Raw genomic sequence first — 21,263 nt, 5'->3', positions numbered from 1 at the left:
GCGGTCAGCTGAAGGTGTGGCGGCTCATTGGCAGGCTGCGCACGCGCTGGCCAGTCAGTTGCGCGACGGCGTTGGCCACTGCCGGGGCTACGGCCGGTAACGGAGGCTCGCCAATGCCGCCCATCTTCGCCCCGCTTTCGACAATGCGCACATGCACCCGGGCCATGCGTGAAGGCGGCAGGATCGGGTACAGGTCGTAATTGCGCGCTCGTGGTTTGCCATCCACGTATACCGCCTCTTCCACCAGCGTCTGCGACAGGCCCAGGGCGACGGCGCCGTGCACCTGATGCTCGATGATTGCCGGGTTGACGATGCTGCCCGGGTCGATGGCCTGCCAGATGTCGTGCACCTTCACCTGCCCGTTCTCGATCGACACCTCGGCGATGACTGCCGCCTCCGAGCCAAATGGCGAGGCCATGGCCACGCCGCGTGCTCGCTTGCTGCCATCCTCGGCGGTGAAAGGGCCGCGCTTCCAGCCACCGGACAGGTCGGCGACCGCGTTCAGCAGGTTGGTCAGGCGTGGGTTGTCGCGCAGCAGGTGCAGGCGCAGTTCGAACGGGTCCTTGCCGCCTTTGTCGGCCAGTTCGTCGAGGAACGACTCGTAGAAGAAGTCGTTCAGCGAGTTACCCACCGAACGCCAGTAGCCGAGCATGGCCGGGCCTTTTACGTAGATCTGCGCGATGCGCTTGTTGGCGATGGCGTAGGCCTTGCCCGACAGCCCTTCAAGCGCGGTCGGGTCGATCTTTTCACCTTGCTTGCCGGCCAGGGCCTCGGTCGGGCCTTCGGTGGCGCTTACCGCTTCGAGGGCCACCGGCATGCCGTCGGCATCCAGGCCGGCGCGGAATTTCACCACGGCGACCGGGCGCAGTACATCGCGCAGGAATTCCTCTTCGCGGCTCCAGATAAGCTTCACCGGCCGGCCAACCGCCTTGGCCAGGGCAATGGCCTGCGGGTAGGGGTTGGCCGAGTCGTACAGGAAGTGGCGGCCAAAGAAGCCGCCCAGCAGTGGCGAGTGCAGGTTGATCTGCGCAGCCTCCAGGCCTGTACGCTTGGCAATGTCGTCGCGGAACATGTCCGGTGCCTGGTTGGGCAGCCACACGTCCAGGGTGCCGTCCGCGTTGAAGCGGGCGAGGGCTGAGGGCGGTTCCAGCTGGGCATGGTTCAGGTACTGGTTGTGGTAGCTGGCCTCGACCTTGGTCTTGGCATTGCTCAAGGCACCCGTGATATCGCCCTCGTTCTCCTCATCACGTGCCGGGCCCTCGACCGTGGCCAGGTGCTCGCGCCAGCCATCGCTGGAGAAGTCTGCCGGCATCGCCCGCACCTTGGTGTCGGCGGTCGCCTCTTGCCAGTCCACCTGAATAGCCTCCACCGCGCGTTTGGCATGCCACCAGCGTTCGGCGACCACGGCGACAGCACCCGGTAACTGATGCACGGAATGCACACCCTGCATGGCCTTGACCTGCTCTTCGTTGCGCAGGCTGCCCACCGTCATGCCCAGGCGTGGCGCGTGCTGCACGGCGGCGTGGAGCATGCCGTCGACCTTGATGTCGATGCAGTACTGCGCCTTGCCGGTGGACTTGTCGTAGGCGTCCAGGCGACGCACCGGCTTGCCGATCCAGCGAAACTGGCTGGGGTCGCGCAATTTGACGCTGTCCGGGTCGGGTACTGGCAGGTCCATGGCGCGGCTGGCAAGTTCGCCATAGGGGATGGAACGGCCTGTCGTGGTATGTACTACGTTACCCGGCGTGGTGGAGAGCTCATCGACCCGTACACCCAGCTGCTGGGCGCCCGCCTGCAGCAGCATGGCCCGGGCGAGGGCACCCAGGCGGCGCATGGTCGGGTAGCTCATTCGCACCGACATGCTGCCGCCCGTGATGCGCATACCGTTTTCCATGACGACATAGGCTTCGCCCGGTGGGGCGCTGTCGACCACGAAATGGGCAGGGTCGACATCCAGCTCTTCACCTACGATCTGCGCCATGGCGGTGAAGGGCCCTTGCCCGCCTTCCATGAAGGGGCTGAGCAGGCGCACCGTGCCATCCGGGCGAATTTCCAGAAACGCGGGCACTTGGGTGCCGCGTTGCGGGGCGCCTATAGTCGCCGCCTGTACGCGTGCCGACCCCATGGGCAGCCCGAAACCCAGCACCAGGGCCCCAACGGCCGTGCCGGCAAGAAAGCGCCGACGTGACACGTTGACGGTTTCGCCCATTTGCAGTTTGAGGAGTTCGGCCGGTGTATCGACTGGCGTGTTCATCAGGCCTGCTCCCCTTGGGCCAGCGCATGCACGGCAGCATGAATGGCGTTGTAGGTGCCGCAGCGGCACAGGTTGACCATGGCCGCGTCGATCTGCGCGTCACTGGGCTTAGGGGTGTGCTTGAGCAGCGCCGTGGCCGCCATCACCTGGCCGGACTGGCAGTAGCCGCACTGGGCCACCTGGTGCTCGACCCAGGCCGCGACCACCCGTTTGCCAACGGCATCGGCTTCGACCGCCTCGATGGTCGTCACTTCGCGCCCGACCACGCCGGCCACCGGGGTGACACAGGCGCGTACCACGTTGCCGTCCACCAGCACCGAACAGGCGCCGCACTGGGCCAGGCCGCAGCCATACTTGGTGCCGGTCAGCCCCAGGTCGTCGCGGATTACCCACAGCAGGGGCGTATCGGCGTCCACCTCGACCTGGTAGGTCTTCTGGTTGATGCGTAGTTCCATGGTTCACCTGCCAATCATCGGTTGCTGTCGCTGTGTTTTTCTGGGCGGGGAATACGTTGTTCCCCAGAGAAGAAACGCTAGCACAGGGACATGACCGCTGGTCTGGTGGCGGGGGCAGGTCCAGAGGATCAGGCAAGCAATCCGGTGGAATGCGCAAGCGACGAGGTAAACAGGACTTCCAGGCTGAAAACCCGGATAATGCCGGCCACTTTCGTTTTGCACGCTTAAATCACGGTAAACCCGCATGGAAATCAAGGTCAATTTTCTCGACAATCTCCGTCTCGAAGCCAAGTTCGACGACTTCACGGTGATCGCCGACCAACCGATCCGCTACAAGGGTGATGGTTCGGCCCCAGGCCCGTTCGATTACTTCCTGGCGTCTTCGGCCTTGTGCGCGGCTTACTTCGTCAAGCTGTACTGCCAGACCCGCGACATCCCGACCGAAAACATTCGCCTGTCGCAAAACAACATCGTCGACCCGGAAAACCGCTACAACCAGATCTTCAAGATCCAGGTCGAGCTGCCCGAAGACATTTCCGAGAAGGACCGCCAGGGCATCCTGCGCTCGATCGACCGCTGCACCGTCAAGAAGGTGGTACAGACCGGCCCCGAGTTCGTGATCGAAGTGGTCGACAACCTTGACGCCGATGCCCAGGGCCTGCTGATGCCGGTGTCGGACAGCACCACCTACATCCCTGGCAAGGACCTGCCGCTGGAGCAGACCATCGCCAACATGTCGGGCATCCTGGCCGGGTTGGGGATGAAGATCGAGATCGCTTCGTGGCGCAATATCGTGCCCAACGTGTGGTCGTTGCATGTGCGTGATGCGCAGTCACCGATGTGCTTCACCAACGGCAAGGGTGCCACCAAGGAAGCCGCGCTGGCATCGGCGCTGGGTGAGTTCATCGAGCGCCTGAACTGCAACTTCTTCTATAACGACCAGTTCTGGGGCGAGGACCTGGCCAACGCGCCGTTCGTGCATTACCCGAACGAGCAGTGGTTCAAGCCTGGCCCACGCGATGCGCTGCCCGCCGAGATCCTCGACGAGCACTGCTTGGCAATCTACAACCCCGACGGTGAGCTGCGCGGCTCGCACCTGTACGACACCAACTCGGGCAACACGGCGCGCGGCATCTGCTCGCTGCCGTTCGTGCGTCAATCGGACGAGCAGGTGGTGTACTTCCCGTCCAACCTGATCGAAAACCTGTTCCTCAGCAACGGCATGAGCGCTGGCAACACCCTCGCTGAGGCACAGGTGCAGTGCCTGTCGGAAATCTTCGAGCGTGCGGTCAAGCGCGAAATCCTCGAAGGCGAGCTGTGCCTGCCGGATGTGCCGCAGGACGTACTGGCCAAGTACCCGGCCATCGTTGCCGGCATTCAGGGCCTGGAAGAGCAGGGCTTCCCGGTGCTGGTCAAGGATGCGTCGCTCGGTGGCGAATTCCCGGTCATGTGCGTGACCCTGATGAACCCGCGCACCGGTGGCGTATTCGCCTCGTTTGGCGCCCACCCAAGCCTGGAAGTGGCACTGGAGCGCAGCCTTACCGAACTGCTGCAGGGCCGCAGCTTCGAAGGCCTGAACGACCTGCCGCAGCCGACCTTCGAAAGCCACGCCCTGACCGAGCCGAACAACTTCGTCGAGCACTTCATCGACTCCAGCGGCGTGGTGTCGTGGCGCTTCTTCAGTGCCAAGGCCGACTTCGAGTTCGTCGAGTGGGACTTCTCGGGCCACGGCGAGGATTCCAATATTCAAGAGGCCGCAACCCTGTTCGGCATCCTCGAAGACCTGGGCAAGGAAGTGTACATGGCGGTTTACGACAACCTGGGCGCCACCGCCTGCCGCATCCTGGTGCCGGGCTACTCGGAAATCTACCCGGTCGAGGACCTGATCTGGGACAACACCAACCGCGCCTTGTCGTTCCGCGCCGACATCCTCAACCTGCACAACCTTGAAAGCCGCCCCCTGAAGCTGCTGCTCAAGCGCCTGGACAACTGCGATGTGGATGACTACACCACCATCACCACGCTGATTGGCGTGGAGTTCGACGAAAATACGGTGTGGGGCCAGCTGACCATTCTGGAACTGAAGCTGCTGATCTGCCTGGCAGTGCAACGCTTCGAGGAGGCCAAGGAATTGGTCGAGGCGTTCCTGCAGTTCAACGACAACACTGTCGAGCGCGGGCTGTTCTACCAGGCCCTGAACGTGGTGCTGGAAGTAGTGCTGGATGATGAGCTGGAAATGGACGACTACGAGCCCAACTTCCGCCGCATGTTCGGCAACGCGCGCATGGACGCGGTGCTGGGTTCGGTGGACGGCAGCGTACGCTTCCATGGCCTGACCCCGACCAGCATGAAGCTCGAAGGCCTTGATCGCCACCTGCGCTTGATCGAAAGCTACAAGAAACTGCACGCAGCCCGGGCCAGGTTCGCCTGAGTAAGCGCTCCCATAGACACCGTGTAAGCGGGTTCGCCGTGGTGCCAGTCAGTTAAGCCTTGGGGCTGCGTAGCAGCCCCAACTGCTTGGCTACACATGGCGCATTTCATTGAGGTGTTTCGTACCTGGTATGGGCCGATGCACAAGGCGTTTGCTTCGCTGGATACGGAGAAGCCCAGTGCTTTGGAGCGAGACCTTACTCAGTTGCTGGATGAGAGTAATGTGGGAGGGCCTTCATCGTTGGTGGTACCCAGCGCATACCTTGAGGTGCTGATCATTCGCGGGCGTTAGCCGGCACACTTTCAAAAGCCTCGGCGGGTGGCGGTGCCGCGCGGACATTGAAGAGCTTGCAGATGAAGTACCAACAGATGGCGACGGTCAAGTTGTAAGGGAACAGCACGGCCCAGAAAGGCAGTTGGTTGGAGAATGAAACTTTCTTGATCAATGAAGTGTGGTGAATGAATCTTCAGCTGATCTTCAAGTGCAGGACATTGCCTTGATTAAGGCAGGAGCGTCGAGGCGGGAAGTGTAAGAGTATGTTGTCGGGTTTTGAGTCTGATAGTTGTGGTGTTTAATGCAGTAGGACAGCTTGGTTATACTTGTAGTAAGGTTCCGTTTTTATTGGTAGTGCATAAACTCTTAATTTTTGCACTTGGCCATCACCACTTGACACGTTCTAGGCGTGCCTCCTGACCGGGTGGCATAGCGCACGCAGTTGTTCAACGACTTCTGGCGGGCAATGTTCAGGGTATTCCCCCACGCCAAACCGCCTTCTCCGGCTGAGGGGACCGCTTTGGCAAAGCAGTTTGAGCCTACGGTAGAAGCTGTATAGCGTGCCTGGCTGTTTTTGCTGGAGCAGCCAGCAGTGAGTGCCAGGCAAAAGGCGAGCAGGGTGGTCAGTGCAAAGGGGGCGTGCGCGTCTTTGATTTTGCTAAACATGTCTGCTCCTGGGGCAGGTGCCAAATACCTTGCAGGATATTTCATTCCAGCGAAACGGTGAACTATCGCGCCGCCACAGGGCTCCTTTGCTTAGCGCAACCTGTGCGTGCCTGGTGGCAATAGCCCATCAGTCCTTGGGTCACTGAATGAAAAGGAGGCACTGTGACCACACCTGACCAAACCCTCTATCGTTTTACACCCAGCCCGCTTCACGCCTTGCTGCTGGCCGGCAGTGCGCCGCTGTTTCTCGGCGCATTGCTAAGCGACATCGCCTACCTGAACAGCTACCAGATCCAATGGAGCAACTTCGCCGCCTGGTTGATCGCCGGTGGGCTGGTGTTCTGCGGGCTGGCACTTTTATTCGCGCTGGCCAATCTGATCCGGGCAGCGCGCAAAAGTGGGCGACCGACGCTGTACTTCGTGCTGTTGCTGATGACCTGGGTACTCGGCCTGATCAATGCCTTTGAACATGCCAAGGATGCTTGGGCGGTGATGCCATCCGGGCTGGTGCTGTCGGCAATCGTCACGGTGCTCGCGGTAATCGCTGCCTGGACCGGCTTGAGCAACTTGCGCTCAGGAGGTGCAGCATGAAGCCTTTGCATGCGTTGAGCCTGTTGGGCGTGGCTTTGTTGTTGAGTGCGTGCGGCGGCGATGGTGAGGCGACCCAGGCGCTGGGCCCGGACCCGAAGCTGCCAGCCCCCGAGCGCAGCTTGCTGCCAAGCATGAGGATTGCTCGGCCGGTTGCCTGGGGTGAGCAGAAACCGACTGTGCCGGAAGGCTTCAGCATCACGGCCATCGCTACCGACCTGAAGATACCGCGGCAGAGCCTGGTACTGCCCAACGGTGACATTCTGATCGCCGAGGGGCGGGGCGGCAGTGCAGCCAAGCTCAAGCCAAAGGATGTGATCGCCAGCCAGATCAAGGCCAAAGGCAACACCCAGGTCAAAGGCGGCAACCGCCTGACCTTGCTGCGCGATGCCGACCGTGATGGCACCTATGAGGTGCAGACGGTGTTTGCGGAAAACCTCAATGCGCCGTATGGTCTGGCCTTCGCCGACGGCAAACTGTACGTGGCCAACCAGGATGCGCTGGTGCGCTTTGACTACCGGGACGGCCAGACCCAGGCTGATGGAGCGCCCACCAAGCTCACTGACCTTCCTGCCGAAATCAACCACCATTGGACCAAGGCGCTGACGATCAGCCCGGATGGCCGCTACCTGTATGTGGGCATTGGTTCAAACAGCAACATCACCGAACGGGGCCTGGAGGTAGAGGCCGACCGCGCCATGGTCTGGGAGGTCGATGCCGAGACGGGCGCCCACCGTCCTTATGCCACCGGTTTGCGCAACCCGACGGCCTTGACCATCCAGCCGCAGACCGGGCAATTGTGGGCGGTGGTCAACGAGCGTGATGAGCTAGGCCCCGATCTGGTGCCGGATTACCTGACCTCGGTGCGTGAGGGGGGCTTCTATGGTTGGCCTTACAGCTATTGGGGGCAGAACGTCGACGAGCGGGTGCGGCCGCAGAACCCGGACAAAGTGGCGGCGGCGATCAAGCCGGATTACAGCCTTGGCTCGCATGTTGCTGCGCTGGGTGTCGATTTTTCGATACCGGCCATGGGCGAGCGTTTCGCCGAGGGTGTGTTCGTGGGTGAACACGGCAGCTGGAACCGGCCAAATCCGGTGGGCTACAAGGTGATCTTCGTGCCGTTCCGCGATGGCAAGCCCACGGGGGAATCGATCGACTTCGCCATTGGCTTCCGGGGTGAGGATGGCAAGACCCGTGGGCGACCGGTAGGGGTAACGGTGGACCCGCGTGGGGCGTTGATCATCGCTGACGACCTGGCGAATACGGTGTGGCGGGTGACGCGTAATCGCTGAACCTTTCGGGGCTGCGCAAGGCGGCCCCATTCGGTATCAGAAGCGATAATTGAAGCTTGCCTCAAGCGTACGGGGCGCCCCTGGGGTAACCAGGTCTACCGAGCCATGTGCCGAGGCATAGTAATCCCGGTCGAACACGTTCTTAAAGAGTTCGCTTTTGCTATTACAAGGGTGGGCATGACGAAAATGGGACGAAATACGTCGCGCCAGCAGGTTGGCGGACAGGGTCTATGCTTGTTGGCGCGCGAACATTTCGCGTCCCTATCCGGTCTTGATCACATGGAAGCAGGCCTATGAACCCGATTCGCTCCTTTGCGCGTGCTGTTGCTTTGGCCACACTGGTGTCCGCTACCAGCCTCACCGCGCACGCTGCAGATATCCCGATTGCCAGCGAGGCGCTGGAAAGTCACGTGACCACGCAGGTCACCGCCATCGACCTGGCCAACCGCCAGGTCACGGTGAAGGGCCCAGATAACAGGAAGGATGTGACGTTCCAGCTGACTGAAAAGGCCAAGGCCCTACCCAACCTCAAGGTGGGGGACCAGGTCGACATCTTCGTGACCCGTGCCGTGGCCTATGTGCTCAACACGGATGTGGGCGGGGCGCCGAAGGCCAGTGAGGAGTCCGGCACCATTCGCGCCACGGCGCAAAACCCCAACCCGGGCGGCGAGGCCTTCCGCCAGGTCAGGGTTACCTCGCAGATCAAGAAGATCGACCTCGCCAAACATGAAGTAAGCCTGCTGCCGCCAGAGGGCAAGCTGCAGGTGGTCAAGGTCGAGAACCCGGACCTGCAGGCGCGCATGAAGAACCTCAAGGTCGGTCAGACTGTCGACGCGATCTACACCGAAGTGCTGCGTGTCGAAACCTCACGCTGATTTCAGCCGCTGCCGACCTCGGTTGCCTCCGAGGTCGAACGTGGGGTGCGAGAATGTGCTGTGAGCAGCCGGATCAAGGGGGAGGCGATGAAAGTACTGATGATGGCCATGATCACCAACAGGGTGAAGTACTCCTTGGGAAGTACGCCCAGGTCATAGCCGACATTCAGCACGACCAGCTCCATCAGCGCCCGGGTATTCATGCACACGCCTATCAGCGCCGCATCACGGCGGCTTTCGCCAAGCAGGCGGCTGGCTCCGTAGGCACCGAAAAACTTGCTGGCGAAGGCCACCAGGCAGATCAGCAGGCAATTCCACAGTGCGGTCGTGCCTTCCAGGGCACCCACATCCGTGCGCAGGCCGGTGTAGGCGAAGAATATCGGCAAGAAGAATGCGTTGACCACGCCACTGACCTTGGCATTCCACTGCTGGACGAAGCGGCGTTCAGTGTGCAGGGCAACGCCGAGAATGAAACCGCCGATGATCGAGAACACGCCGATCAGGTTGGTCACGGTCGCGCTGGCCAGCAGGATGATCAGCATCAGCGATATGCCTTGGGCCGTCAGCGGTCGGCGCTCCAGGTCGCCGAGGATCCAGCGCATGATCAGTGGTCGCACCAGGCCGATCACCAGCACAATGAACAAGCCCAGCGCCAGCACCCGGGCCAACGAAGCCCAAGGGTTGAACTGCGAGGCGATCAGCGATGTAACGCCACCAAGGATGAGCCAGCCGCAGACATCGTCTATTGCCGCCGCACCGATGGTAAGGGTGGCGACTCGCGAGCGCGAAAGGCCCAATTCCATGAAGATGCGCCCGAGGATGGGCAGAGCGGTAATTGAAAGTGCCGTGGCGAAGAACAGCTGGAACGCCAGCAGGGGCGGTCTGTCCCCGCTGATTTGCTGCCAGAAGTACTCGGCGGTGAGCATGCCGCTGGCAAAGGGTACCAGCAGCCCACCCATGCTGATGATGATGACCGAACGCTTGCGGCCCTTGAGGTGCGCACCGAACTCGAACTCCAGGCCGACCTGGAACATCAGCAGGATAAGGCCGATTTGTGCAGTGACCACGAAGGCAGTGGCCGTTTGCGGTACGAACAGCGCGGCCAGTTGCTCAGGAAAAAAGTAGCCGAGCAGGCTTGGGCCTAGCACCAGCCCGGCAAGGATTTCGCCGGCGACTGGCGTTTGGCCCAAGCGGCGGGTGCTGAACCAGGCGATCAGCCGCGAAACACTGAAGATCACGATGAGCTGCAACAGAAACATCAGGGTCAGGTGTTCGGCCTGGGAGCCAACGGCTGACTGTGCCGGCGCCGTTGGCGCGAGCTGCACGGTACTGGCGTGAAGGGTATTGGGCATGATGGTGTCCCGAGTGTGTTGGGTCAGAAGGGCGGCGCGATCCAGCCACCGAATGCGAGCTCCAGTGAGCGTGCTGCGTCGAGCAGCACAGGCTCCTGGCCGGGGCCGGCCACCAGCTGCAGGGCCACCGGGCAGCCTTGATCGAGGCGCCCCATGGGTACCGTCAGGGCCGGTAGGCCCAGTACGTTGAACAACGCGGTGTAGCCGATATCCCCCGGGTAGCGCAGGGCATGGCCATGCTCGGGCGAGGTGCCGGGCAACGCTGGCAGGACCAGTACACTGTTGCCATCCAGCCGTTCGGTCAGCGCGTGTAACAGGGCATCGCGTTTGGGTAGCTGCCTTGCAAGGCCGGGGTTACCCAGGCATTCGCCCAGGCTGTCGAGCACGGTTGCCAGCCAAGGTCCGGCGGCATGCTGCGGTTGGCCGAGCAGTGCTTGCCAGGCATGCGCCAAATGCGCCACAGGCTGGCCGTCACCGAGAATGTCGGCCAGGCGCACGCCGGTTTCCTGCTTGAGCACGGCCAACCAGATGGCGAACGCATCGTTCAGTGCGTGGGGTAGCCAGCGCTCGACATGGGTGCCTTGGCTTTGATAGTGGTGGGCCACGTCATCCAGTGCCTGAACCACGGCCGGCGAAATCCGGCTTCCCCAGCCCAGGCGCTCGGGCTGGCACAGGTACAGGCGTTGCAATGCTGCAGGCGGCGGGCGGTGTACGTAGCTGTCGATAATATTGCGGTCCAGTTGGTCAGGCCCGGCAATGATCTCCAGCAGCACGGGCAGGTCTTCGGCATGCCGACACAATGGGCCGGCAGCAAAGTGCCTGGCGATGGCCATGGCATTCGGCTGCCCCAGGCCGCGTTCGTCCAAGGGGAGATGCCCGGTCAGTGGCACCAACCCCCGTGATGGCTTGAGGCCGAAAATGCCGTTGCAGGCAGCCGGGATTCGCACCGAGCCACCGCCGTCGGTACCCAGCGCGAAAGGCACGCAAGCGCTGGCTACCAGCACGGCATCACCGCCACTGCTGCCACCGGCACTCCGGTCGTTCCGGTAGGGGCTGCTGGTGCGGCCGTAGACAGGGTTATCGGTTTCTGGCCATAGCGCCATCTCGGCCTGGTTACCCAGTGCGACCGGAATGGCGCCCGCATCGATCAGACGTTGCGCGGCGGTGGCGGTAAACCCGGCAACCTTGTGCTGTCGGCGGCGTGAGCCGCACGTCTTGGGCGCATCGGCCAGCCCCAGGCCCTCCTTGAAGCTGAAGGGCACGCCATGCAGTCGACCCAGCGGGACGCCTTGGTCTCGCTGGCGTTCGGCAACTTCGGCGGCCCGCCGCGCCTGGTCGTACAGCGCCACTGCCACCGCGTTGCAGCGCCGTTGCACGGTTTGGCAGCGGCGGATGCTGTGTTCGACCAGTGCTACCGGCGACAGCGTGCCATCACGGACCCCGGCAGCCAGGCGCACACCGCTAAGAGCCACCAGTGCGTCGCCGCCGGCTTCGGCCATGGGCACGCCCATCAGTGGCGCGCCAGGTCGAGGAAGCCGCCGTCGCTGCCGAACGGCGACTTGAGCAGCTCGGGCGCCTCGCCGTACTTGTAAAACAGTGAAGGCATCAGCCGCAGGCTGGTAGCGCGTCCCAAGTCCTGCAGCGTGCCCAGGCTATGCCGCGCCAGCAGTTTCAGGTGGCGAGGCGCCAAACTCCAGCGCACCATGCGCATCAAGCGTAAGCGCAGCAGCGCCGAGCGCAGGAAGTAGCTGGCGGCGTATCGCGGCCGGGCCTGGTTGTCGGCCTTGTACAGGGCGAAGTTGATGGTACGCGAATACAGGTTGGGGATCATCTGCGGGCTGATGCCAGGATTGGAACGGCGTACTTCACGTAACAGGCAGGCAAAGGGCAGCGGTGATGGCTGCAGGTCCCGTGTGTAGCGTGGCAACAAATCGGCGAATTGCTGGGCCTGATGGCCGTCCAGAAAGTCACCGCTGACATACATGGGCAACACCACATGGAAGTACGCCATGTTGGCGAACAGCAGCGTCCAGCCCATCAGGAACGGGTCGTCCATTACCTCGTACCACTTGCTCCAGGTGTCCTGAAGCGCCAGTTGCGCCTGGATGTGCGACTCCAGGCAATTGACATAGGCGGGCGTCAACGTGCCCTGGATGTCTTTCTCGATCATGGCGGCCACTTGCGGTATCTGCTGGGCTACATAGGCCAGCCCAGCACTGTTGGCGGGGTCGAAGGTGAACGCTGCATCGCCGATCAGGAACCAGCCATCGGTGGAGTAGTACTGGTTGGCCTCGTACATGTAGTTGTACATGGCGTGCTGGTCGATGACTTCGCCCGATGCCATCAGCTCGGTGATCACCGGGTGGTCTGCCATGACTCTTTCCTTGAAGGCTTCCAGCGTGCCAATCCGTTCGTTGATCATGTCCGGGCGGTAGGTAATACCGATGCTGATCATGTCGGCACCGTCTTCGCTGCGCATGGGTATGAGCCAGATCCAGTAGCCCTTGCCGTAGAAGTGATGGGTGACGTAGTACGGGTCGAAACAGTGATGCTTGTCCTTGTGGGTGTTGATGCTGTGCAGGATGTTGCGATCAAACTGGCGAAGGCGGAACCAGAACGTGCTGCGCTGGTAGGTCGGCTCTTTGTGCAGCTTCAGCTTCTTGGCCATGAAACGGTTGCGGCCGGTGGCGTCGACCACCCAGTCGGCGTCCATTTGCCAGGTTTGCGCTTCGCTGCGCAGGGTCAGGCGGTGACGGGTGTGCTCGCCTTCGTGCAGGTCGACCGCAGCCACGTCGGCCTCGATCAATTGCACCTGCTGGTCGGCCACGATGGCACGCAGGTCTTTGTCGAAGCTGAAGCGGTTGAGGTTGTAGGCGGGCATGCGGATCACTCCAGGTGCCTCATGGACCACGTAGTTACGGCACTCCGGGTTGTTGCGCAGTTTCAGGTAATAGGTCAGGCCGTATTTGTGGTAATGCTTTTCTTCAAGCAGGCTGCCCAGGCCGATACCTTTGAAAAAGTGGGTGGTCAGCTCGACCGTCGACTCACCGACGATCGGCCGCTTGCGGTCCGGGCGGCCGATCAGCGTCACTTCTACGCCAGGCAAGCGCTTGCGCAGGTACAGGGCAGCCAGGTGGCCGGCCACGCCGGCCCCCATGATAGCGATACGTTTCATGTCATCAGTCCGTGATGGGGTGGGGCACCGGGAAAACCGGTGCCGGGGAGTGGCGCTCAGTGGCTGGCGGCTTCGATCAGTGCCTGGGGTTCGGCGCGCTCGGAGTAGTCGACATTGATGAACGCCCGGCGTATGTGACCGTCCTGGCCGATGACGAATGCGCTGGCCATCGGCAAACTGAGGTCGTCGCTGGCATTGAGGGCCTTGAGGTCTGCACCGAGTGAGCGGTACACCGCCTCGAGCTCCGGTTCCAGTTCGAAGACGATGCCGTACTGGCGCGCCAACTGGTTGCCGGGGTCGCTCAATAGTTGATAGCGCACCCCCAGGGCTTCACGGGTTTTCCCGGTGGCGGCAGGGCTCTGGGCGGAGACAGCCACCAAGGTGGCACCGCTGGCGGCCAGGTCACCCACCATCTGCTGGTATTCGCCAAGCGCGGCATTGCAGAACGGGCACCACAGGCCGCGATAGAAAACCAGCACCAATGGGCCGCGTGTCAGCAAGGCATGCAGGTCTACCGCCTTGCCATCCGCATCCTTCAACACGGCCAGTGGTGCGCGGTCACCGGCTTTCAGTGCATGGGCTTCGGGGTGGCGTGCGATCAAGGCCTGTAGCGACGTGCTGAATTTTTCCAGCACGTCGGCGGGCAGTTGGCCCATCTGCTGTTTGATGGCGTCGAGTTTTTCCTTGAGTGACATGCTTCTCTCCTTGTGGTGATTCACTGGGGCAGGCTTCGGGTTGCTCGGGCGTGGATTCGCTGCGAGGCCTTGCAGCCGGGGGGATAGCGCTGGAACAGCTGGAGCACCCAATCGGGTCGGGTTTTGCTGGCATCGTTAAGCCAGTTGGCGACCGAGTCCTGGGCGTACTTTTCAGCCTCGGCCAACAGCGGCACCAGCAACGGCTCGGCCACTTCCGGTTGTTCTTTGAGCGCGGCTATGTGCTCACACCAGACGCCACGTGGACGCAGGATTTCGATACAAAAGCGTCGCACCAGCGGGTCTGCGTCGCCTGCGTAGCGGCTGAGCAACGGCAGGGCGGTGTCCAACTGCTGTGCCAGGCGTGGGCGCAGGGCAATCCAGGCCCATTCGCGTACACCAAAATGCTCATCGCGGGCAAAGCGCAACTGCGCCAGCAGGGCGTCTTGTGCAGGCAGCGTGCGCGAAAGGTGTGCCTGAGCGAAGGCTGCCCAGCTGCGAACGGTGTCGGACGGGTGCGCACAGCATTGCTCGAACACCTCCTGGCGCAGGGGGGCGGGTGCATGTTCCAGCCATTGGCCCAGCGCCAGGCCAATGGCTGCAATCTTTTTTGACAGGCCCAGCGTCTGAACCTGATCAGCGCAGGCAGCCAGTTGCGCGACCAGCGCCGCAGGTAACCGGGTGACCAGGGCATTGGCCAGTGTCGCCTGATCCACGGCCAGGCATTCGGCCAGGTTGCGGGTTGGCAGTTGGCCAAGGTCGATCAGGGACTTGCGATCATCAGTCATTGCTGAGGCTCCATCACAGCAGGTTGGCAGTGGAGGGCTGGCGCCAACGGGCAGTAACGCCCTGGCGCGAGCAGGTGCTCTGGGTCCAGCGCATCCTTGATGCGCTGTCCGAGTTGCCAGGCAGACGCTTGTGTTTCGCTCAGCAAGCCCATGAAGGCCAGGGGAAGCCGGTAGGGCAGTACGCCTTGCTCTTTACCCGTGCGGAACAACTGCCGGTAGCAGTCTTCGGCGCGGCTGCTGCCGGGGGCATCGTTGCGGTCGAACAGTAGCGGCACGGTGCAGTCGATTGCGCGGCCCGACAAGGTGGTGAGGGTAACCGGGCAGGGCATGCGATGGGTTTCGCAAGCCTGTTCCATGTGCGAGACGAAGGTGGCTACCTGCTGGCTGCGCAGAGGCAGGATAGGCGCGTACCAGATCAGGCCGCAGTTGTCCCGGGCCGGGTCAAGCAAGGTGCCTTGCTGCGGTTGCGCACCTGCGGCGTAAGCCAGCGGCAGTGCCAACTGGTTCGGCTGGCCTTCCATCAGCTCAACGCCCATGCGCAGTTTGCTCAAGGTCAGTTGCCAACGCCTGGACCAGGTCCCCGGCAGCAGACGCAAGGCACGCTCCGCCAGCGCCAGCTGGCGTTCGCTGCGGAACAGGTAACGGCTGCAGAACCGCCGCAGTTCGCTGCGGATGATGCCCTTGAGCGAGGCCAGCTGCGCCTGTTCGCAGTAGATCGAACCTACCCCCATCCAGGCGGGTAATGCCAGCGATTGCGCGGCGGCGTTGCGTTCGGCCTGATTCAGTTGGGTAAGGGGCCGGGTATCGTAGGCCATGCTTAGCAGACGCGTGCTGTTCATCAGGTTGATGCCGCCCACCTGGCTGCCGCAACGTTCCAGAATGCGCTTGATGCCATCGAGGGCGGCCGGGAGCTGTGCTGCCGAATCCACCCAGAAATAGAACGGTTGCACGACCTGTGGGCGCTTGACCAAGGCGATCGACATGTTTGTCACCACCCCCAGCCCGCTCTGGCTGAACAGGCCGTCCAGGTAGGGGCCGATGCCCCATTTGAAGCAGGCGGTTGTGCCCGTTGCCCACATCGGCGAGCGATAGCGTTGGCCATCGGGCAGAATGGCTTCAAGGCCCATGACTGCTTGCCAGTGGTCCGTTAACGGTGTGATGCCAAAGCCGCGCTCCAGCGCGTTGGCCAACACACTGCAGGTGGGTCCTGCGCCGGTGACTGGCGTAAGGAATGGCAGGTTGCGACTGGCCAGGTAATCGGCCAGCGCGGCTTGGGTAACGCCTGGTTCAAGGGTGACCACGCCCAGAGTCTCGTCGAAGGCAAGGATCTTATCCATGCGCGACAGGTCAAGTTGCACGCAGCGCTCGTGAAGCGTTGCAACGCCGCCATAGCCCCAGTTGTGGCCTGTGCTGACCGGATGCACCGCGACACCGTGCAGGTGTGCAATGGCCAGGCAGGCAGCTACCTGCTCGCTGTTGGCTGGCCTGAGCCTGGCACTGGCATGGGCGGGCGAGCGCATGGTGTCCTGGCTCAGCTGGCGCAGCGTGCTGGCGTCACTCTGTACATGGGCGTCACCCAGCACCGCGCGCCAGGCTGCCAAGGCGGCTTGCAGCCCCTGCGGCTCAGAACGCACTTGCCAGGCCTCCCATGCCAAGGAACAGCCGCAGTTGGTCGACATCGGCCCGACGGCTGCGTGGCAAATCGCGGTAGCGTCGCCGAAATTCGCCCTTCATCGCTGCCACACAGCGCCGCTTGGGTGTGCGGATCACCATCATCAGAGGGCTGACCGCCGTGCTGTAAACCTTGGCACAGGGGCCCAGGTAGCTGGCGGCAAGGGTCTGGAATTCTTCCAGAGAGAAAGCAGCCAACAGCGAATTGCGGTAGTCGAGCAGTGTGGCCTGGTCGGCCCCATCACTGGCGCGGCTGACGAAATAGTCCACCGACTCTACCGACTTGAGCCGGCCAAAGTCGTTCAGGTAGATGGCCCGGTCATTGCGGAGCACGCGTGCGATGTTGCGAAACGTGGCTTCCAGCTGAGCAAGGTCGGCCAGGTGATGCAGCGCCATCGAAGAGATCACCACGTCAACGCTACGGTCGGCGATACCGGCCAGGCGAGTCATGTCTTCCTCGCGCAGTTCGACGTTGTCGATGCCTTGCTGGCGAATCGAGGCCTGCCCCACTTCTAGCATGGTGGCTGACAGGTCGGTGCCGATGAATTCGGCTCTCGGGTTCAGGCGGGCCAGTTGCAGCAACAGGCTGGCCGGGCCACAACCGATGTCCAGCACGACATCGCCGGGTTTGATCAGTGCACACATCTGGGCGCAGTGGTACAGGTACGTACCGGACAGCGCCTGGCCTTGGCCTGCACTGTCGGCGTAAGCCGAGACACAGGCGTCGTCGGCCATTACCAGATCAGGCTCAGGCGTGCGCACCAGCGGGTGCTTGAGGGTAATTTCCCTGTAGATCGCGCGCAGCAATCCCATGTCCATGAACGTATCCTCCATGAAAGTCGTGTGGTGTGGAGCGCGGGGCGGGCTGCTCAATCCAATTGCAGAACCCGCCGTACCCGCGGCGTCAGATGGCGCGGCGAAGTGCCGCAACGTGCCATGTGGGTGAGCACTTCGTCAGTGCTCCAGTGGGTTTGAGGCGGCGTGACGGGCAACTGGATGTGCGGGAAATGCCGGGCGCAGAAGAAGTCGAAAAGATCGGTGTGCTGCTGCTCGACGGTAAAGCCAAGGCCTGGGTGCTGGTAGACCTTGGCGAAAACCTGGCGTGCCTGGTTCAGGTTCAACGCCAGGGGTAGCGACAGGGCATTGTTGAGTTTGGTGTAGGTCTGCACAGGGCCAATGGGCGAAAAGAACAGCACGTTGCGGTAGAAGCTGGCCGCGCGAGGGTGCACGGCGATCAGCAGGCTATTTACCCGGCGATGGTCCATGGCCCAACGGAACATGGCGTTGTACAGCATGAGGGGCACGCCTTTGCCTTTGTAGTGGCTACAGACCGCCAGGGTGCCGACTTCGGCCAGGCGGCCACCGTCCAGGCGTTGCAACACAGCTTCATTGACATGCACGTCTTCCAGCGGCAAACCGAGCGGCGAGTCTTCGATCAGAGATACGGTCCCCACCACCTGGTCACCTTTCAGTGCCACGAACGTGGTGGTGCCAGGTAGCAGGTGAAAGGGTGAGAAGCGCATGCCGGCGCGGCACACGGTAGCAATGCCGCGACGGGCATAGCTGTCGTTGACCAGGCGCAGGGCCTGCTCAAGTTCGTACAGATTCTGCACCGGTCGAAAGCTGAAGCCTTCAATGGCTAGCGGGTGGTTGGAGAGGCGGTGAATGAACAGCCGCCGGTAAAGTGCTGCTGGCAGGCAGGCTTCAAGCCAGGCCTGGCGCCGCCTTACCTGGTCGCGCTCGCTGTGCACGCGCGGCTTCCTGCCGATTCGTGCCAGTACGCTCTGATTCTGCAACATCATCCACCTCCATGTGGTTTGACGGGTGTATTGGCTTCAGTCCTTGTCGGGTGGCAATGCCAGGGCAGGGCTAGCCGAAAGTGCCTGTAGCGTGGCGGAAAGGGCTTCCCGTTGTGTGTGGTCCAGCGTGTGCATGATCGTGCCGATCCAGTCGGTGTGTTCGGCGAATACCGCGTCCAGGACAGCAACACCTGCCGGGGTAAGGCTGATGCTCAGTTTGCGACGGTCATGGGCATCCTTGCGGCGCTTGATGAAGCCGTCGCCTTGCAGGCCGTCGAGTAGGCCGGTGACGGTGCCCGAAGTGATCGCCAGACGCGTCGCCAGTTCCAGCGGCGACAAGCGTCCGCCAGCCGCTTGCAACGTCAGCAAGATGGCGAAACGCCCCTCTGACAGGTTATGGCGAGCCAGTCGCACCGCGCACACGCGGTTGATTGCCGCAGCCGCGGACAGCAGTTCGAAACACAGGCGCACGCTTTGCCTGGCGTCGGCAGGGGCCTCTGCCAGTGCGTCGAGCATGATGTGATGCTTGTTCTCAAGAATATTCATAAGGCGCAGTTTATCTTGGTGCCTTAGTAAGTCAACAGTGTCTGTGTTACATGGCTGCGACAGCGATTGAATTATTGCGTTGCATGGCTGATTTTCATGGTTCTCAGGGTGCCTGCACCGTACATGGGCAAGGCGCTGCAGGGGCGTTGGTGGCTGTGGGTAGGGGGTGTTCTGGAGGGCTCTGTATGTGTCCGGTGGTGCTGATTTTATGCGGCGTGCTGCTGGTGGAGGGCACCTGGACGACGGCGACACCGGCCGGTGCCGCAACTTGAAGTCGATCTTGCGCAGTTCATCCATGGGGTGAATGGCTTTATCAGGCTTCAAGGCCGGAGCCCCTTGACGGCCGTGATGCGGGCTATCGTTATTCAAGACTTATTCTAAGGTTTATCACATAAACATCTGATAAATAACAAATTATCTTCTTGCCACAGCATGCTGAACGCATTGTTCATAGTAAGTCTGCCTGATTGCCGACGGCTTTAGCCGCGAGCGGCTGTTGTAGGTCTGTTCGGTGATACCGAAGGCGGTCATGCGCATCCACGGTTTGGGGAATTTGCGTACCTGCAGCTTCTTTCGCGTGGCATAGAGCGTTACCCCGGAAAGCTTGGCCTGTTGGGCTTCGGCGGCTATCTGCGCCCCCCAGGTGCAGGTGTGGCGATCGTTCTGGCTTGGCGCCCGGGCTTGGGCGCCGAAAGCGAGCGTGGCCAGCAGGCAACCGGCCAACGATGCTAGAAGTACTCGCATGTTGCTGTCCTAAGCATATGAAGAGGAAGGAAGTTTGCCTTCCCTTTTCAAGACCGGGGGCCAGCAGTTTGCCGTCAGATCACCGCCATGCGCAGCGGGTTGGTGGCAGGCTTGCGCAGGCTGGCCCAGGCCAGGCCGGCGACCCAGATCACCGACACGCCATAGTTCAGGCGTTGGTACAGGCCGAACAACTGGCCGCTTTCTACCGCCTGGCCCATCAGGGCGACGGTAACGATCGCGAGTACCACGCAGGCCAGGGAGAACAACGACAGAGCCGGTGAGCCTGCAATGCGATTGCCCAGCCAGGCCCACAAGGCGCTGGCCAGGGTCAATGAGAGGAACATCAGCAGGCCAGACAGGTTATGCAGTTGCTGAGAGGTAGACGGCTGCGCCGGAGCGCACCCTTGGTCGCAGGGGAACCAGCCGGTGCCCAGGCTGCCGACACCGTGTAGCAACACCAGGCCCGCACTCAGCAGTGCAAGTCTGGAGTGACGCCAGCGCCGCGCCAGGCCCCAGGCAAACAGTGCGAACAGTACGGCCAAGGGGAAGTTGTTGACCCGTGGCGACCAGCTATGGGTTGGCGAGCCAACGGCGCCGAGTTGGCTCATGGCCTGTTGCAGGTGGTCGTAGCCGGGGTAGGCCTGGGCAGTGAGCCATACACCGGCCAGCAGCCAGAGGGGGATCAGCAGGCCGCTGGCGAGCAGCAGGCGGTCGTGGACTTTCATGCCGGGTCTTCCTTCCATGGATGAGTGAGCGCAAAGGCGCACAGTACAGGCTTGCACTGGCTTTGGGCCAGCTTTTCCCGAGGTGGGGCGACAGGGATGCGCAATAAATACCGCACCGGGTGTATGTGATCGTACAACTGCATGCGCTATGATGAGCGCTGTCTTTCAAGGTGAAACACAGGGCAATGACAGAGCAGCAGGTACAGGCAAGGACCCGGCGCAAGCCGCGTAGTCTGGCCCAGGAACTGGTCACGGTGTTGACCGAGCGCATTCGCAGTGGCCAGCTCAAGCGTGGCGACAAGCTTCCGACCGAATCGCAGATCATGGCTGAGGAGGGCGTCAGCCGCACCGTGGTGCGTGAGGCGATCTCGCGGCTACAGGCCGCCGGGCAGGTCGAGACCCGTCATGGCATCGGCACCTTCGTGCTGGACGCGCCGGCCACAGGGGGCTTTCGCATCGACCCGGCCACCGTGGTCACCCTGCGTGAAGTGCTGGCAGTGCTGGAATTGCGCATTGCCCTTGAGATCGAGTCGGCAGGCCTGGCGGCACAGCGGCGCAGCGATGAAGAGCTTGCAGGCATGCGCGCGGCGCTGGACGAACTCAACGACGGGGCGGCCCATGCCAACGATGCCGTGTCGGCAGACTTCCAGTTTCATCTGCGCATTGCACAGGCCAGCGGCAACCATTACTTCGCCGACATCATCAACCACCTGGGTACCAGCATCATCCCGCGTACCCGGCTGAATTCGGCGCGATTGGCCCATGATGACCAGGCGCATTACATGAGCCGGTTGATGCATGAGCACGAAGCGATCTACGAAGCCATTGCCCGGCGTGACAGCGAAGGGGCGAAGATGGCCATGCGCATGCACCTGAGCAATAGCCGGGAGCGTTTGCGTCAGGTGCATGAACAGGCTGAGGCGCAAGGGGCCTGACG

At 62.2% G+C, this 21,263-nt stretch carries 19 protein-coding genes and 2 pseudogenes; 7 read left to right on the top strand and 14 right to left on the bottom strand.

Translation table 11 applies throughout. The features are described from left to right. Positions 1-4 precede the first annotated feature (4 nt). Positions 5-2,254 (bottom strand): molybdopterin cofactor-binding domain-containing protein, encoded by a 2,250-nt coding sequence (locus ACF8MI_RS26485; RefSeq protein WP_200929420.1) that lies wholly within the window; start codon positions 2,252-2,254, stop codon positions 5-7. Next, positions 2,254-2,709 (bottom strand): (2Fe-2S)-binding protein, encoded by a 456-nt coding sequence (locus ACF8MI_RS26480; RefSeq protein ID WP_060497053.1) that lies wholly within the window; start codon positions 2,707-2,709, stop codon positions 2,254-2,256. Before ACF8MI_RS26480 ends, ACF8MI_RS26485 begins: the two co-directional genes overlap by 1 nt. 244 nt (positions 2,710-2,953) lie before the next feature. On the opposite strand from ACF8MI_RS26480, the gene ACF8MI_RS26475 reads away from it, so the two are divergent. Both ACF8MI_RS26475 and ACF8MI_RS26470 read left to right on the top strand, forming a co-directional pair. Then, positions 2,954-5,140, top strand: a complete 2,187-nt coding sequence (locus ACF8MI_RS26475) for an OsmC domain/YcaO domain-containing protein (RefSeq protein ID WP_060497052.1) — start codon at positions 2,954-2,956, stop codon at positions 5,138-5,140. Positions 5,141-5,239: 99 nt separating this feature from the next. After that, positions 5,240-5,431 (top strand): annotated as a pseudogene (locus ACF8MI_RS26470) (SAM-dependent methyltransferase); the annotation flags it as partial. A 348-nt stretch (positions 5,432-5,779) separates the two neighbouring features. Here ACF8MI_RS26470 and ACF8MI_RS26465 read toward each other — a convergent pair. Next, on the bottom strand, positions 5,780-6,079 hold the full coding sequence (locus ACF8MI_RS26465) for a hypothetical protein (RefSeq protein WP_082426311.1): 300 nt from the start codon (positions 6,077-6,079) through the stop codon (positions 5,780-5,782). A gap of 162 nt (positions 6,080-6,241) precedes the next feature. Here ACF8MI_RS26465 and ACF8MI_RS26460 point away from each other — a divergent pair, with 162 nt between their 5' ends. The 3 genes from ACF8MI_RS26460 (at position 6,242) to ACF8MI_RS26450 (ending at position 8,834) form a co-directional block, all read left to right on the top strand. Beyond that, entirely contained in the window at positions 6,242-6,670 is a 429-nt protein-coding gene (locus tag ACF8MI_RS26460) for a DUF2231 domain-containing protein (RefSeq protein ID WP_200929419.1), read from the top strand. Further along, positions 6,667-7,959 (top strand): sorbosone dehydrogenase family protein, encoded by a 1,293-nt coding sequence (locus ACF8MI_RS26455; RefSeq protein WP_060497050.1) that lies wholly within the window; start codon positions 6,667-6,669, stop codon positions 7,957-7,959. The genes ACF8MI_RS26460 and ACF8MI_RS26455 overlap by 4 nt, the downstream gene beginning before the upstream one ends. Positions 7,960-8,252: 293 nt before the next feature. Beyond that, on the top strand, positions 8,253-8,834 hold the full coding sequence (locus ACF8MI_RS26450; RefSeq protein ID WP_060497049.1) for a hypothetical protein: 582 nt from the start codon (positions 8,253-8,255) through the stop codon (positions 8,832-8,834). A gap of 2 nt (positions 8,835-8,836) precedes the next feature. Here the strand turns inward: ACF8MI_RS26450 and ACF8MI_RS26445 are convergent, their stop codons facing one another. The 9 genes from ACF8MI_RS26445 to ACF8MI_RS26405 are packed head-to-tail and all read right to left on the bottom strand — an operon-like array spanning position 8,837 to position 18,857. After that, on the bottom strand, positions 8,837-10,186 hold the full coding sequence (locus ACF8MI_RS26445) for a cation:proton antiporter (RefSeq protein WP_060497048.1): 1,350 nt from the start codon (positions 10,184-10,186) through the stop codon (positions 8,837-8,839). 23 nt (positions 10,187-10,209) lie between these two features. Further along, positions 10,210-11,697, bottom strand: coding sequence for an amidase (locus tag ACF8MI_RS26440; RefSeq protein ID WP_060497047.1), 1,488 nt, complete (start codon positions 11,695-11,697; stop codon positions 10,210-10,212). Continuing rightward, positions 11,697-13,361, bottom strand: a complete 1,665-nt coding sequence (locus tag ACF8MI_RS26435; protein WP_104834591.1) for an NAD(P)/FAD-dependent oxidoreductase — start codon at positions 13,359-13,361, stop codon at positions 11,697-11,699. Before ACF8MI_RS26435 ends, ACF8MI_RS26440 begins: the two co-directional genes overlap by 1 nt. Before the next feature lie 56 nt (positions 13,362-13,417). Further along, positions 13,418-14,056, bottom strand: coding sequence for a peroxiredoxin-like family protein (locus ACF8MI_RS26430; protein WP_060497045.1), 639 nt, complete (start codon positions 14,054-14,056; stop codon positions 13,418-13,420). 20 nt (positions 14,057-14,076) lie between these two features. Next, positions 14,077-14,841, bottom strand: coding sequence for a hypothetical protein (locus ACF8MI_RS26425; RefSeq protein ID WP_060497044.1), 765 nt, complete (start codon positions 14,839-14,841; stop codon positions 14,077-14,079). After that, positions 14,838-16,475, bottom strand: a complete 1,638-nt coding sequence (locus ACF8MI_RS26420; protein ID WP_060497043.1) for an FAD-binding oxidoreductase — start codon at positions 16,473-16,475, stop codon at positions 14,838-14,840. The genes ACF8MI_RS26425 and ACF8MI_RS26420 overlap by 4 nt, the downstream gene beginning before the upstream one ends. Then, complete coding sequence (locus ACF8MI_RS26415; RefSeq protein WP_200929418.1) at positions 16,465-17,331, bottom strand: class I SAM-dependent methyltransferase; 867 nt, start codon at positions 17,329-17,331, stop codon at positions 16,465-16,467. Before ACF8MI_RS26415 ends, ACF8MI_RS26420 begins: the two co-directional genes overlap by 11 nt. A 50-nt stretch (positions 17,332-17,381) precedes the next feature. Further along, entirely contained in the window at positions 17,382-18,311 is a 930-nt protein-coding gene (locus ACF8MI_RS26410) for a GNAT family N-acetyltransferase (protein WP_060497041.1), read from the bottom strand. A gap of 36 nt (positions 18,312-18,347) precedes the next feature. Further along, positions 18,348-18,857, bottom strand: coding sequence for a MarR family winged helix-turn-helix transcriptional regulator (locus ACF8MI_RS26405; protein ID WP_060497040.1), 510 nt, complete (start codon positions 18,855-18,857; stop codon positions 18,348-18,350). A 96-nt stretch (positions 18,858-18,953) separates the two neighbouring features. On the opposite strand from ACF8MI_RS26405, the pseudogene ACF8MI_RS26400 reads away from it, so the two are divergent. Beyond that, positions 18,954-19,129, top strand: a pseudogene (locus tag ACF8MI_RS26400) (EamA-like transporter family protein); the annotation flags it as partial. Between the two features lie 142 nt (positions 19,130-19,271). Here ACF8MI_RS26400 and ACF8MI_RS26395 read toward each other — a convergent pair. Both ACF8MI_RS26395 and ACF8MI_RS26390 read right to left on the bottom strand, forming a co-directional pair. Further along, the gene (locus ACF8MI_RS26395; RefSeq protein ID WP_060497038.1) at positions 19,272-19,601 is read right to left on the bottom strand and encodes a hypothetical protein; all 330 of its coding nucleotides are present in this window, start codon (positions 19,599-19,601) and stop codon (positions 19,272-19,274) included. Between the two features lie 74 nt (positions 19,602-19,675). After that, positions 19,676-20,326, bottom strand: a complete 651-nt coding sequence (locus tag ACF8MI_RS26390; protein ID WP_104834593.1) for a DUF998 domain-containing protein — start codon at positions 20,324-20,326, stop codon at positions 19,676-19,678. Positions 20,327-20,511: 185 nt separating this feature from the next. Here ACF8MI_RS26390 and ACF8MI_RS26385 point away from each other — a divergent pair, with 185 nt between their 5' ends. Beyond that, the gene (locus tag ACF8MI_RS26385) at positions 20,512-21,261 is read left to right on the top strand and encodes a FadR/GntR family transcriptional regulator (protein ID WP_060497036.1); all 750 of its coding nucleotides are present in this window, start codon (positions 20,512-20,514) and stop codon (positions 21,259-21,261) included. Positions 21,262-21,263: the final 2 nt, after the last annotated feature.

The organism is Pseudomonas sp. yb_9 (assembly GCF_043103635.1).
GTDB lineage: Bacteria > Pseudomonadota > Gammaproteobacteria > Pseudomonadales > Pseudomonadaceae > Aquipseudomonas > Aquipseudomonas monteilii.
The sequence above is the reverse complement of the archived record's forward strand: the minus strand, read 5'-3'. Positions and strand labels throughout refer to the sequence as shown.